Here is a 14,440-nt window from a genome sequence, read left to right as displayed (position 1 = left end):
GCCAAAATCCAGAGGAGCGATTCATGCCCGACCACAGTACCGATGCAATCAGGAATGTCGCCCTGATTGGCCACGCTGGCAGCGGAAAATCCAGTTTGCTGGAGGCCCTGCTCTTTCATGCCCGGGCCATCCACAAACAGGGCCGGGTTGATGACGGTACCAACCACGCGGATTTTACCGCCCAGGAACACGCCCACCACCATAGCCTCGAACCGAGTGTCCTCTCGCTGGACCACCAGGGGCGCCACATCAACCTGATCGACCCCCCCGGATTACCCGACTTCTTTGGTCGCACCCAGCTGGTGATGCCGGCAGTAGAGGGGGCCCTACTGCTGATCAACGCCGCAAGGGGGATCGAGTCGGTCACCCAGCGCGCTTTCGAACTCGCCCGTCAGCAGGGCAAGTCAGTGATGATAGTGATCAACCAGATCGACACCAACCCGTCTCAGCTGGAGCCGCTACTGACGGAGATCCAGGAGCAGTTCGGTCATGGCTGCCTTCCCCTGAACCTGCCCAGTGCCGACGGACAGGCCGTGGTGGACTGCTACCTGCAGCCGGACTTTGAAACCCCCACCCTGTTTGCGGACGCTACCCGCTGCCAGGAAGCCCTGGTGGACGTGGTGGTGGAGCAGGATGAGGCACTGATGAACCTCTACCTGGAGCAGGACGAAACATTAACGCCACAGCAGCTTCATGCCCCTCTGGAGAAGGCGCTGCGACAGGGGGAGTTGGTTCCCGTCTGTTTTACCAGCGTTGAACGGGACCAGGGCATCGACCTGTTGCTCGATGCCCTGGCGCAGGTGATGCCCAGTCCGCTGGAGGCTAACCCGCCCGAGTTCCTCAATGGCTTCGGTGAGGAGGCCCAGCCGGTGGTGATCACCCCCGACGCCGATGCGCACCTGCTGGCGCACCTGTTCCGTATCGTCATCGATCCCTATGCCGGCCGCCTGGGTCTTTTTCGCATCTACCAGGGTAAGGTTCGAAAGGGACAGAAGCTGTTCCTCGGTAGCCAACGCAAAGCGGTCAAGATCACCCACCTACTGAAACTTCAGGGACGCAAACAGCTCGATATCCAGGAGGGTGTCGCCGGCGACATCTGTGCCGTCGCCAAAATAGAGGGGCTCGAGGTAGGCGCCATCCTGCATGACAACCACGAAGAGGATAACTTCCATCTGCCCGATCCCGAGCTGCCCCAGCCCCTATTTGCCCTGGCCGTACAGCCGAAACGGCGGGGGGATGAACAGAAACTGGCGGAAGTGCTGAACAAACTGGTGAGTGAAGACCCCAGCCTGCAGATCACCCATGCCGGAAGCGAAAACGAAACGGTGCTTCAGGGCCTGGGGGAGATGCACCTTCAGATCGCGCTGGAAAAAGCGCAACAGGTGTTCAACCTTGAGCTGGAGACCCACAAACCCTCGCTGGCCTATCGGGAAACCATCACCCTGGAGGCCGAGGCCCGCTACCGCCACAAGAAACAGACCGGTGGAGCGGGCCAGTTTGGCGAAGTGGCGCTCGCAATTTCACCACTTGAGCGCGAGGAAGGCTTTGAGTTCGTCAGTGAGGTAGTCGGGGGTGCCATCCCTGCCCCCTTCATCCCGGCGGTAAAAAAAGGGGTGATCGAGGCGATGAACGAAGGGGTTCTGGCGGGTTACCCGATGCAGGATATCCGGGTCGTCCTGCTGGATGGTAAACACCACCCGGTAGACTCCAAGGAGATCGCCTTTGTGATGGCGGGCAAGAAAGCCTTTATTGAGGCCGCCAAACAGGCGGAACCGGCCCTGCTGGAGCCGCTGGTGAAACTGGAGGTGCTGGTTCCCCAGGAGAAGATCGGTGATATCTCCGGCGATCTCACGTCGCGCAGGGGGATGATCTGCGGCACCGAAGTACGCCCCAACCAATTGGTCGCTGTCCTCGCCGAAGCCCCGCTGGCAGCACTGGATGACTACGCCACCCGGATCAAGGGGATGACCGCCGGCAAAGGTCAGCTGTCGATGACCTTCAGCCGTTATGAACTGGTGCCGCCCGCCGAGCTTCGGCGGTTAATGCTCTGCGAGCAGATGGACGAAGACCCGGATGAGGCGCAGGATGAGGCCGCCGGCGGCTTCAACCGCGCCTCGGGGCGCTAGCGAGGCTGGCCACCCGCGCCGATCAGCAGGATCCGATTGTCACCCTCGAAGGGATCTTCATGGCGATCGCTGATGAAGCGCAACTGGCCCTCCTCCTCAACACGCACCTTGAGCGAATAGCGCATTCGGGGATCGATCAACGCCGGATCGTACTGCAGAGCAAACACGAACGGTGGCGCCCCCTGAACCTCCATGGCGGTCTTGGCGACCGCCGTTGCTGCCACATCCTGCTTGGAGACATCCTCCAGGGTCACCGTCATGGTGGTTCCTGGCCGCAGCAGCATCCGTTCCCGGTAATACGCCTCCCCTTCGATGGTCGGCCAATCGGGGTTCACCCCCGCATCCGGTTGCGACTCGCCGCATCCACTGACCCCCAGCAGTGCCACTGCTGTCAGGACGCCTAAGCCCCACTGTTTTAACTCGTGCATCTGTTGCGCTCCTTTACAGATTGAGTACCACTTCAGCGCTTGTTACCCATCATCGCCTTGAGATCGGCGAAGGGGTTATGAGTCGCCACATCGTGCTTGAGATCTTCTCCCGCCAGCACGGTACTGCCATATTGCGCAGCCTGAGTGTATTTCTCATGCTCGTTGTCATGGCAAAACAGGCACAGCAGCTCCCAGTTGCTGCCATCGGCCGGGTTGTTGGTGTGGTCATGATCCACATGGTGCACCGTCAGCTCTCGCAGATTGGAGTACTGGAACTCACGGGCGCAACGGCCACAGACCCAGGGAAACAGCTTCAGCGCCCTGTCTCTATAGCCCTGCTCCAGGCTGGCGTAGTTTTTCGGGATAACGGCCATGATGACTCTCCGGCAAAGATAAACGGCTCACTATATCAGAGCCTAACCGAGGCACAATCTGGACGCCACAGCAGACCGGCTGGCGCCTTCCCTGTCGGCGCCAACGGGGGGATGATTCGTAACCAGTTGAAGCCTGAACAGCGACGGCCACGTTGCTCCGCAGTGCGGGTGGCAGGTGGAACAATGTGGCGCCAGGATTCAGACCAAACTTCGCCCACCGAACAGATGGGGATGCAGCAGGAGTAGCGACAGAAACAGCGCCAAGGTGAATAACGCCAGCCAGATCTCGTGGTGCCTGCCGAGACGACCGGGACGCAGGCGGGGCCGGACTCCCCTCAAGTATTGACGCCAGATGGCAAGCAGCGAATAGAGGGCAAACGTGGCAAACAGCAAAGTGCCGCTCAGCCCGCCATTGGCGCCCAAGTGTGCCAGGGCCCAAAGCAGCACCGCCAAGGACATCGGGTGGGCTGTTTGACGGCTTATCGCACCACCAAGCTGGGAAAGCAGCAGCAGGTAACAGGCCAGCAGCATCAGTAGGGGGGCCAGGTGCTGTGACCAGGCCGGTGGTTGATACAACCGGACATCATCGACCCGTCCCATTCCAACCACGATAAGCACCAACCCCAGGAGCACCACCAGGCTGAATACTCCGCGGTAACCTTTGGCCCCGAGGCGTTGACGCAGGCGCACCATGGGCGCCTGCCCCACCATCAGGTGGGGCAGGAAGAACAGCAGCAGGCCCAGAGCAAGTTCGACCACGGATGCCTCCTGACATTAAGAATGGATTCGACAGCATGACCATGATGCCTTCCCCAGGGCCCATCGCCAGACCCGGGAAAAGAAAAGGGTTATCAATCAGCGCTGATTCAAGGTTAGCTCATCCGCTTTCGCAACGGCATCGCAGGAAAGCGCCCCTGCGGATCCTCAGGGTTCCCGACCGGCCTCTGACCGAGCGCGCCAATCGGCACGGTTCACGGTGAAACGGCGCCACTCTAGGCCATCCTCCCGACACTCCGTTCCTGCCTCTGCCATGCCGAGTTTCTGCAGAACCCGGCAGGAGGCCGGGTTATCTGTCCGAGCCCGGCCGATAATGCTGCCAAGGCCATACACTTCGAACCCCAGCCTCAGTGCCAGGGCGCCCGCCTCAGAGGCCAGCCCCTGCCCCCAAAGTGCAAAGGGGAGGCGAAATCCCAGGTCAACCAGACCATCATCCCGGCGCAGGCCACAGAAACCGGCGTAGCGACCATCCGCCAGGTAGAGGCTCCAGCGTCCAAAGCCGTGACGAAGATAGTGATCGTAACCCATTAGAAAGGCGCGGCAGGCCGCCTCATCGGCAAAGGGTTGGTCTCCGGTGTAGCGCAGCACCCTGGAGTCCGCATTCATGGCATAGAATCCGGCAACATCATCCGAACCGAAGCGGCGCAGTACCACTCTCGCTCCCCGGGCCACCAACTCTCCGGCTCCCTCAGGCCAGTGCATCATCAACCCGCAATGGGTGGCCCTCGGCATCAAACAGGGCGCGGCCGGCAGCCAGAGTCGCCTGCCCCTCGAGCTGGCCCACCAGCTCCGGTGCGGTATGCCAGATCGCCAGCGCCAGTTCACTGCCCGGTACCGCATATCGGTAAGCAAGATGCAGTAAGCGAGCGGCCTCATTCAGGTCCCGATCCGGCACCTCACCATCGAACAGCGCCATCGCCAGCTCGAACATCGCCCTGGGCAGGCGCCCATAACGTATCGCCTCCCGATAGAGCGCCGCCGCCGACGCGGGGCTGGCCTCGACCCCATCGCCATCGAGCTTTCGTTGTGCCAGGTCTGCCAGTGCCTCGGGGTAATGTTGTTCAGCTGCCGCTTGCAGCCACTGCAGCCCCTGTTCCAGATCCACCTCTCCCCCCTCCCCGGCCAGCAGCATCACCGCCAACTGGTATTGGGCATGGGGATAGCCCGCCTGCGCACCCTGCAGCGCGAAGTGCCGGGCCCTAGGCAGATCCGACTGGCCCAATGCCCCCTGATAATAGAGCACCGCCAGGTTGGCCATCGCTTCACTCTGGTCCTGTTCCGCCGCCGCCTTGAGCAGGTGGCGAGCTTTCAGTGGGTCGGCATGGTAGCCATGGCTGCCGGTCTGATAGAAGTAGCCCAGCAGGGCCTGAGCATCCGCCACACCGGCGCTGGCCGCGGCCTCAATCAGTTCCAGTGCCCGGGTCGTATCACTGTGACCCGCGTAACCGTGCAGCAGCGCCACGCCGTGCTCAAAGCGGGCCCCGGGATGGCTCTGTGCTCCTCGCTCAAACCAGTAAGCAGCCTGTTTAAGCACCTTGAGGCTGGCGCCGAGATCGACGGTGTCACTGTCATTAGCCAAGGCAAAGGATTGCGCCCGCTCCCGCTGCATCAGTGCCCGGGATTTCAGGGAGAGCCCTACCAGGTACTGCGCCTCGGCGTCATCTTCCATCACTGCCCGGTAGCACAGCTCCCGGCCCGCTTCGGCATCGACAGGCTCAAACTGCCAGTGGGGTGTCGGGCTATCCAGCAGCAGCGGATATAGCTCGGCACAGAGTCGGGCGGCATCTTTGACACACTTGGCCGCCAGCTGCACCAGCTGTTCCGGCGTCAGCCGGTACTTTTCCGGGTGCGCCCCCTTGTTGCCCTCATTGCGAAGCTTGTGGAGCTTTCGGGCGAGACGCATATCCATCCGCTTTGCGCGGGCCAGTTGCTCGATGCGGTCGTAGAGGTTCTTACTGCGAAACTCGATGGCGAAGCGGCTGCCCAGCGCTGAGGTCAGACGGTGGGCGACGCTGCGCAGATGAACCAGGGCGTAGGTAGGGACATCCAGGCAGTAGCTGCGGGCCAGACGGTAATCCTCGAACAGGGCACGATCAAATCGCCGAACCAACTCCAAGTCGTTCATTTTCAACCCGCCATCGCAATGAATGTGTCTCTAAATGGATGGTAACAGCTCACCCGTCTGGGGCAAATGCGACGCAAAAAGACTGCCGTGAAAAAGGGGTTGTGACAGCCGGCGAAACCGTCCGGGGTTGCCTCAACCAGGGGCCCGAGGGGGACGTTGCCAGGTCCGGACCGGACGGGCAAACAAAAACGGATGGCCAGTGCCATCCGTCTTGGGCGTCGCTTATCGCTTAGCCTTGAGCGCCGTTCTGCATTACGCTGGCGCTTTCCGCCTTGGCCAGTACTGCCAGCTCTTTGTCGATCATGTAAAGCCCCTGAGCCTCTGCCCCAACCAGTTCAATCTTGTCGAGGATCCCCTTAAACAGCTTCTCCTCCTCATGCTGCTCAGCCACGTACCACTGCAGGAAGTTGAAGGTGGAGTAGTCCTGGTTGGTGAAAGCCGCATGGGCCAGCTCGTTGATCTTGCGCGTCACCAGCTGCTCATGCTGATAGGTCTTGGCCATCAGATCCTTGAGGCTTTCAAACTCATGATCCGGGGCCTCAATCGCACCGATCAGCGGCAAGCCCCCCGCCTCGCCGACGTAGGTGAACAGGCGCCGCATGTGGCCCATCTCCTCATCGGCATGGGCCAGCATAAACTCCGCTGCCCCTTCGTAGCCCTTGTCTTCACACCAGGCGCTCATCTGCAGGTAGAGGTTGGAAGAGAAAAACTCCAGGTTAATCTGCTCATTAAGCTTTTCGACCATGGCCGGCGCTAACATCGGCAACTCCTTGTTCTTAGGCATACAGTCCCAGCATTGTCGCAAATTTCACCGCTAAAACCCATGCCAAACCTCAATGGTTATTCGGATGGCGGCCGCCACTGCATCAAACGCAGGGACTGCCTGCGACAGTAGGCCTTGAAGGGGTCAATAATGGGACCGGGCGCGGTACTTTCCGGGACAAAGCCCACCCGTCGATAGAGCGGCTCCAGTTCAGGCAGGGCGTAACACCATACAGAGGACCCGGTCTCTGCCAGGGCAAACTGCAGCAGTCGAAGCGCCAGACCTCGCCCCTGACGATCAACCGCCACTCGCAAGGCCCGCAGCAACGTATGCCCCTGCCGGGGACTCAGTCGCAGGGCGGCGATGATCCGGTGGTTCTCCCGCACCACCGCGACCCGCTCATCACGGCGCACCCGCTCCCTCTGCCCCTCCTGCGCATAGAAACGGCTGGCCAACGGGGCCTGCATTGGTGTCAGCCAGGCACACTCGGGCATCACTGGCCCAGCGCCGCCTTCACGTAAACATCGAAACGATTTTTCTTGGTGGCGATCACCATGGTGGGGGGGCGGCCCGCCAGATCCTCGGCATAGTCCGGCCGCTTCACCACCACCCGCTTGCTGGCGAGAGCCAACGCCGGCGCTAGCAGCCCATCGGCATCGTCATCACTCCCCACCAGATCCTGGAACACCCGCATCTCCTTCTTCACCTGGGCCGACTTGGCACGGTGGGGATACATGGGGTCCAGAAACACCACCTCCGGCTGAATTTCGAGATCGGCTAACGCCTCAAGACTGTTACCGGGAAACAGCCGCATCCGGCTTCGAACCCAGTGACCGATCTCCTCATCCTCACCGGCCCGGCGTAACCCATCTTCCAACAACGCCGCCACGACAGGATGGCGCTCCAGCAGCGTAACGCTGCAGCCCAGGCTTGCCAGCACGAAAGCATCCCGGCCAAGGCCCGCGGTGGCATCCACCACGCTGGGGCAGGCGCCCCCCTTGAGGCCCACCGCCTTGGCGATGGACTGCCCGCGTCCACCCCCAAACTTACGCCGGTGTGCAGCAGCACCGCCGCTCAGATCCACCTCAATGGCGCCGAGCTTGGGCTGACGCCGATCGTAAAGGCGCAAACGGTCTTGCTCGAATACCAGGCGAAAGGGCGCATCCTGGCGGTGCGTCAGCCCCCAACGCTGGGCCAATGCCTGCAGTTCATCCGGACGTTCGCCGTCAAGGTCTAGAAAGATGGGAAACATGAGGTCTGCCAATGCTCGAAGAGGGGATCGGCAGCAGGGTAGTGGATAAGGGCAGGATCGGCAAGGGGCGCGCCCGGCGCCCCTCGCGGGGAGTGCGACGGGCGCTTAAGCCGCGGTGTCGGTCATCACAGGAGCATCCATACGGTCGGCCCACACCAACAACCCTTCGCTGCATCGGGAGAGCCAATCCCCCTCCGGCACCGACAGCCCCGCCTGTTGCAGCAGCGTCATCAGTGGGATCATCAGGGCAGCATCATCCTGGAGCTGGGCTGCAGGTGCCAGGGTCAATCTGGAAGCGTAGATCTGGCCGCCAAGCACCAGTGCCCGGCAACGCTCGACCAGCAGCTCCACGTTGGCCAACTTCACCCCCTGCTCCTCAGCCGCGTTAACCAGTATCGTCTTGAGGGCTGTCGTCAACATCGCCATGCTCTCACGCAGGGCCAACTGACGCTTATCCGCCGCCCGGCGCCACAGCTCGGTGTAACCGACCAGCATCTCCAACTGGGCCAACACCTCGTCCTTGGTCCAGCGGGCACGCTCCGACATCAGCAACACCACAAACTGCTCCATAGGCGTCAGGGCCAGCTGCCCGATCTCGACCATCACCTGTTGACGCTGGTCCAAGGCCGTAAGCACCAGCGCCGCCATCATGTCCTCCTTGCTGAGGAAGTGACCATAGAGTGTACCTACGGAACACTCCGCCTCCCGGGCGACATCGGCCATCCGAAAATCCAGCGCGCCCTTACTGCGGGCAGTACTCAGCGCCGCCGCCAGGATCCGCTGCTCTCGCGACTTAAACAGTTCCGACTTGTTCATGTACCAACTCCTTATGTTTTTATTTTTATGTCGGGGAGCCGGCCGCAGCCGACTGATCATCCTCACCGCTATCACACCAGAATCATCTTCATTCATCTGCGCGCCAGATCACATTAAATGCGCAACAAATACGATAAAAGCCAACAACTTAGATAGAGTATACCGACTCGAAATGAGTAGCGATTGAGCTTCCGCTGCCCAGGGGAGGACACGGCCTCATTTCATGGACCCAGGTCACAAGAAGCCAAATAAAAGGAAGGTTGCGTTGTAGCGGGGAAGGGATTGCGTGTTAGGGCGCTCTGATAGGTGGGCCCCTGATGCCGGTCATGCCCCTCAGGGGGAGGTCAAAGTCTCTACCGGATTTGCACTCACCAGGATATATGAGTGATTAAATAGAGCAGGGGCGCCCCCCCAAAAAAAACGCCTCCCCGGGGCCGGGGAGGCGTCACTCAGACTCGTACAATCCGGTTACCGCTGGCGACGACGCCATCCGGTCAGGGCCAGCATCAGCAGGGCCAGGTAACCCAGTGAACCGCTGCTGCTCTTGGACACCGGAGCAGGTTCTTCCACCTCCGGAGCAGGTTCTTCCACCTCCGGAGCAGGCTCCGCCACGGTAACTGAAGCCTCAGTACTCATGCTTTCACCATTGACGCTGTAGGTAAGCTGGAACACGTAGTCGCCAGCTGGTGCTTCGGTCACCTTAGCATCCTCAATGGTTACCTGTGGGCCGGATACCTGCGTCCACATATAGGTGGCAGTGTCGAGACCTTGCTCACCCGCTACGTCGGGGGTAAAGCTCAGCAGGATATTACCCTCTTCGACAACGGCCTTGGCATCAAGGGCTGTGATCGTGGCGAGCGCAATGCCGTCTGACTCGACAGTCAGCATGAAGCTGGTGCTGGCCATATCCCCGCTGTTGAGGGTGTCACGGACGATGACGGTCACTTCGGTATCACCGTGGAAGTACGCGTTCGGGATCAAGTTGAAGCGGTTGCCCTCGATCTCAGCAGTGACATTGTCGCCCACCACTTCGACCCGGTTGGGCGCCTTGTCCGCATCCACGAAGAACACCTCGATGCCATCGATGCGACCATTCTCATCGACGGTCATGTCAGGCAGGTCCATCATCTTGATGTTGCCGTTCACCTGAACCTCGTGGCTGAAGGTCTGGGCATCGCCACCCTGCAGCTGGTAATCGAAGGTCAGGGCACCGGTCTGGCCAATGGCCTCGGGCTGTACCGCCACATCGAAGCTGATAGACAGCTGGCTCTGTTCCGGACCAACGTAGTCCATACACACCACCAGGTCGTCCTGCAGCACGGTATCCAGGTCATCGAAGCCCAGTACGCTGTACAGCTGGCCCTCTTTCGGACCGGCGTTCATCGACCAGGCGCTGTCGAAACCTTCAACGAAAACAGTGCCCTTGGCCACGTCTGAGCCCAGGTTGTCATAGGCGTAGATGATCTCGAACATGCCGGGGTGATCATCGATGCCGCTGCGCAGGATAGCCTGGAAATCAAACTCATCACCGGTGTACTTGTCGTACACGCGATCGAACTCGAGGAACAGCAGATCCCCCAGGTCAGGACGCTCGTCGGCATACTGGCTGGCGATGGTCAGACCCCACGGCTCTTCCCAATGACGACGGTACTTCATCTCGAAGCTGCCACGCCAGAACGGCGCCAGTGCCTCGTGCAGGAAGCCGGGGCCACGGTGATAGCTCATGCTCCAGTAAGCGGTGTTGAACTGCATCGCGCCCACGGTATGCATCCGCATGTAGCCGGCATTAGCCTGGTTGTAGACCTCGAACTGGGCGCCCTGCTTATAGAACAGCCAGTCGATCGGCACATCGAAGTTGGTGCGGGAATCACCCTGTAACCACTCCGCGTTGGGCTGCATGCCGAACTCACCGAAGAGATCGATGTAGCCACCGGTGGAGTACTCATCGATCAGAGGCGTATGACACATGGCGTCATCCAGGTTGGTGGTGACGCGGTACTCCCGCTTCACATCCCGGGTCGATGCCTGAACGCCCTGCACGGTAATACCGCTATCGCTGGTCATCAGCGCCTCGGCCACCGCCGGGTTGTTGGCGCGAACGGTCTCGGTCAACAGGCGCATCCCTTGCGGCAGTTGCAACTGCAGATCGTACTGACGCTCCTGTGACTCCAGGTTGGGTGCCACATTCATCGACACCGACAGCACATCGCCTACACGGGCCTTGTCCTGACTCACGGACCAGTTGACGGCATCCTCGGCGCGACGGATGTTGAGGGCGGTGAAGCCGAAGGTCCCCTCCGCACCCGGGCCGGCACCCAGATCCATACCGCCATACCAGACGGTGCCGGGCTCTGCGTGAGGCAGGTCCCAGTTCAGGGTCAGCGGGTAATCACCATGGCCATCGTAGCTGGCCGGGCCCTCTACGGAGAGCAGGCCACGATCATCGCCGTAGGCCAGAATCGCATAGCCGGTCTCCACCTCGACGGTGGCCTCACCGTAAGCCATCGCGGTCGCTACCCAGTAGTTACCCGGGGTGGGATCCTCGATGCTACAGATGTTGCGCTCCGCCTGGCTGGTGGAGAGACACACCAGCTCAGCGCGATACTCGTTACCAATCGCGTAGGTGTCGGTAGCCTCCTCGGAGGGGATAAAACCGTTGTTTTCGTTAATATCCAGACCCATGATCACGAAGGGGAAGCTCTTCCGGTAACGGGCGTTGTAATCATCCGCTCCGGAAACCTGCTTGCCTTCCATCGCTTCGAAGACGAAACGCTTGGTGCCTTCAGGAATGGTGATCATCTGGATATCCCAGCCCGCCTCGATGTTCTCCGGAGTGAGCATCGACGACACCGCTTCCAGGGTGGCACTGCCCTGTGTCCCGACCACTGGGCCGTAGAAGCGCGGCGTCAGCTCGCTGAAGCTGTTGGTGTTCATGGTCAGGGTCTCGCTGCCCTGCTCACGGGTCACACTCAGCTCCAGGGAAACCGGCATCTGGTCTGCCTTGCTGGCCACCACGATGGGCATATGCAGCTTGGGGCTGTCGCCGGATGTTTCCGTCAGGCGAAGCTCACCATTGAAGAAAACATTCAGGTTATCGGTACCAGACCAGGGCGCCCCCGGCTCCTGAGGATTGACCTTATACTCCGTCAGGCCAGGCACCTTGGCGGTAACCATCAGGGTCTGACTCTCCCCCTTCGACAGCTGGAAGCTCTGAGGGCTGACGCTCACCTCAAAGCCAGTCTCCTTGGCAAAGCTCTCCACCTCCCACTGACCATCCCGGGTCGCGGTCACGGTACGCATAAAGCTGCAGCTCTGCTCGCACTCGATCTCCACCATGGAGGGCAGGTTGAGCCAGTTGGCCACACCGCCATTGTTCGGATTGGCATCGCGGTAGTTTTCGATGGTTTCATCCATCACCAGCCCGGTCTCTGCCGCACGGGCCACATCGATGGCACCGGCGCCCGCCATAAAGTGATAGAAGGGTTCCAGCAGGTAAGTACCGGTATTCAGGGTAACCGGACCCGCCGTCATCATCAGCGCAGACTGGATCTCCGCCGGAGTCCAGTCCGGGTGCTGCTGGGCCAACAGGGTCATGGCACCAGCCACATGGGGCGCCGCCATGGAGGTACCGCTCATGAAGGTCCAATCTGATGCAGAGGGGTACGCCGTGAACGGCTGGTCATCCGCATTGGCCGCGTAGATCTGTACCCCCGGAGCAGACAGGTCCGGCACCAGGGTGTTGTTGGTTTTGCTCGGCCCCATGGAGCTAAACGGCGCCAGGTTGTTGGCCAGCGTCTCGTCGAAGTAGTACTTGTCTTCGTAGTCGGAGATGGTCGCGATGGCAGTGCCCGGATCGTTATAACGCACCCAGTTACGCAGCTTGTAACGCGCCGACATATCCACATGGATACCCGGGATCACGTACTTGTCCGCCACCACGTTATTGGCTCTGTAGTCGACGTTCTGCAGGATGAAGCCGCCGGCGCCGCCCGCGGCGACGTTTTCCGCCTTCTCCACCCGGGCGATATCACCGCGCTCGCATAGCACGATCTGGTCCGCCGTGAAGGTCCCCGCCGGGAAAGGCGCGTTGCAGGACGCCGCGTTGTATTCGTCATTGGGGTTCGGGTCGTCGTAGGAGCTCGCCAGTACCACCTCACCGGTAATGGAACCGGAGTAGCTGCGGCCGGAGATCGGCGCGCTCGGTACGTAGCGTGCGCCACCAAAATCGCCCAGGGTCTTGACCCCGGCATCGAGCACGCGGTCATGGCTAACGGCACCAACGGTAGTTACCCAGGGTGAAGCGTGGTCAGCACTCCAGAAGCTGCCCGCGTTACCGGCGGCGGCAGCGACGGAGATCCCCGCTTCACGGGCGGCCAGGAATGCGAGTTCCATGGGGTCTTCCCAAGGGAAGGACTCCGCCCCACCGATGGAGAAGTTGATGACGTCCACGCCGTCGGCGATGGCGTCCTCGAAAGCGGACAGAATGGCGGACTCGGGGCAGCCGGCATAGGGGTCGCCTCCGTTGCCGGGCCAACACACCTGGTAGGAGACGATGTGGGCACGGGGCGCAACGCCGCTGGTGCTGGCAAAGGTGAAGGGCATATCCACCCCGTCACTGGTCACTTCGCCATTGGCCTGCTGCAGCGGGACATTCTCGAGCCGGTTGCCGGCTACGGTGCTGGCGGTATGAGAGCCGTGGCCATGGTAATCCTCGCCGTTAGCCGGACGCTTCATCACCGGGGCACCCCAGGGGTTGTCCTGGAACTCCGGCCCGGCGTAAACGCTGGTGATCTCCGGGTAGGAGCGTACGCCGATCAACTTGTTGTTACAGAGGATCGGCTCATCCTCGCAATCACCAATGAACTGGTCGGTACCCAGGGGATTGAATTGGGCGTAGTCCGCATCATCGGCAAAAGCGGCGTGGTCGGTGTTGATCCCGGTATCCACGATACCGACGACCATCCCCTCCCCCTGAACCGCGAGGCTGGCGTTTGGCAGCAAGCCGTTCCACAGGGAGGTGGCACCGATAAACTCGGGGCCCCGGTCAGTACGAAGCTCAAACACCCGGCTTTGGGTGATCTTGGTGACGCCGGTCTGACGCGCCAGAATCTGCGCGTCCTCCTGGGTCATCTCCACCACCAGGGCGTTGCTGGCCAGGGTCAGGTGCTTTTCAATCTGAATGTTAGCGCCCTGCTGACGCGCCTGGTTGACCAGGGTCGACTGGCGATCACGCAGGTAGCTCTGGTATGCCTGGGTCGCTGAGGACTGGGTATCCACCCGCCCCTTCACCATCAACAAACCGGTTTGGGGTGCCTTGGTTGCCTTCAGCCCCGGCAGATCACCGCCGTAGGTCGCCACAGGCTCACCGCTGAGCTGAACGATATACTGCTGAACACCGGTCACGCCTTCAATCGGCTGGAACACCTCCTGGGGCGTCCGCGGGCGCAGTTGGCTGTTCACCTGGCCAGCGGGACCAACGAAGATATCACCCGCCAGATACGCTTTACGCTTGGCATCCTCCGCCAGCAGATCGGCTTCGGTAAAAGTCGGTTCGTAGAGTTTGCCGCCCGCCACCGGCTGCATGCTCGGTACGGCCAGTGCCGAAGCACCGCCACAAACGTAAAGCGCCGTTAAGGTCGCCAATATGGAGCGCTGGAAGCCTCCATGCTTACTGATCTTCATTCTCACAGTCTGTCCTTCTACCAGGTGAAAACACACCATCGATTTGGTTGCATTCACACCTATATCAGAGATTTAGGACATAAAAAAATAGATAAAA

Annotated in this window: 11 protein-coding genes; 1 reads left to right on the top strand and 10 read right to left on the bottom strand. The window is 60.9% G+C overall.

From position 1 onward, the window contains the following. Positions 1–23 precede the first annotated feature (23 nt). On the top strand, positions 24–2,126 hold the full coding sequence (gene fusA, locus ABD997_RS11340) for an elongation factor G (RefSeq protein ID WP_345317133.1): 2,103 nt from the start codon (positions 24–26) through the stop codon (positions 2,124–2,126). Here fusA and ABD997_RS11335 read toward each other — a convergent pair. The 10 genes from ABD997_RS11335 to ABD997_RS11290 form a co-directional block, all read right to left on the bottom strand. After that, positions 2,123–2,554, bottom strand: a complete 432-nt coding sequence (locus tag ABD997_RS11335; RefSeq protein ID WP_345317132.1) for a YbaY family lipoprotein — start codon at positions 2,552–2,554, stop codon at positions 2,123–2,125. The two genes, fusA and ABD997_RS11335, sit on opposite strands and share 4 nt — an antisense overlap. 32 nt (positions 2,555–2,586) lie before the next feature. Continuing rightward, positions 2,587–2,928, bottom strand: coding sequence for a YajD family HNH nuclease (locus ABD997_RS11330; protein ID WP_345317131.1), 342 nt, complete (start codon positions 2,926–2,928; stop codon positions 2,587–2,589). A 198-nt stretch (positions 2,929–3,126) separates the two neighbouring features. After that, positions 3,127–3,687: an NnrU family protein gene (locus ABD997_RS11325; RefSeq protein ID WP_345317130.1), complete on the bottom strand. Its 561-nt coding sequence runs from the start codon at positions 3,685–3,687 to the stop codon at positions 3,127–3,129. A gap of 165 nt (positions 3,688–3,852) precedes the next feature. Continuing rightward, the gene (locus ABD997_RS11320; protein ID WP_345317129.1) at positions 3,853–4,410 is read right to left on the bottom strand and encodes a GNAT family N-acetyltransferase; all 558 of its coding nucleotides are present in this window, start codon (positions 4,408–4,410) and stop codon (positions 3,853–3,855) included. Next, on the bottom strand, positions 4,394–5,830 hold the full coding sequence (locus ABD997_RS11315; protein WP_345317128.1) for a DUF4145 domain-containing protein: 1,437 nt from the start codon (positions 5,828–5,830) through the stop codon (positions 4,394–4,396). Before ABD997_RS11315 ends, ABD997_RS11320 begins: the two co-directional genes overlap by 17 nt. Positions 5,831–6,059: 229 nt before the next feature. Further along, positions 6,060–6,590: a non-heme ferritin gene (gene ftnA / locus ABD997_RS11310; protein WP_345317127.1), complete on the bottom strand. Its 531-nt coding sequence runs from the start codon at positions 6,588–6,590 to the stop codon at positions 6,060–6,062. An 80-nt stretch (positions 6,591–6,670) separates the two neighbouring features. Next, positions 6,671–7,087 (bottom strand): GNAT family N-acetyltransferase, encoded by a 417-nt coding sequence (locus tag ABD997_RS11305; protein ID WP_345317273.1) that lies wholly within the window; start codon positions 7,085–7,087, stop codon positions 6,671–6,673. Then, complete coding sequence (locus tag ABD997_RS11300; RefSeq protein ID WP_345317126.1) at positions 7,087–7,845, bottom strand: class I SAM-dependent methyltransferase; 759 nt, start codon at positions 7,843–7,845, stop codon at positions 7,087–7,089. The genes ABD997_RS11305 and ABD997_RS11300 overlap by 1 nt, the downstream gene beginning before the upstream one ends. 105 nt (positions 7,846–7,950) lie before the next feature. After that, entirely contained in the window at positions 7,951–8,661 is a 711-nt protein-coding gene (locus tag ABD997_RS11295; RefSeq protein ID WP_345317125.1) for a TetR/AcrR family transcriptional regulator, read from the bottom strand. Positions 8,662–9,129: 468 nt separating this feature from the next. Further along, positions 9,130–14,343, bottom strand: a complete 5,214-nt coding sequence (locus ABD997_RS11290) for a S8 family serine peptidase (protein WP_345317124.1) — start codon at positions 14,341–14,343, stop codon at positions 9,130–9,132. Positions 14,344–14,440: the final 97 nt, after the last annotated feature.

It is taken from the genome of Ferrimonas gelatinilytica (assembly GCF_039544205.1).
Classification (GTDB): Bacteria; Pseudomonadota; Gammaproteobacteria; order Enterobacterales; family Shewanellaceae; genus Ferrimonas; species Ferrimonas gelatinilytica.
The sequence above is the reverse complement of the archived record's forward strand: the minus strand, read 5'-3'. Positions and strand labels throughout refer to the sequence as shown.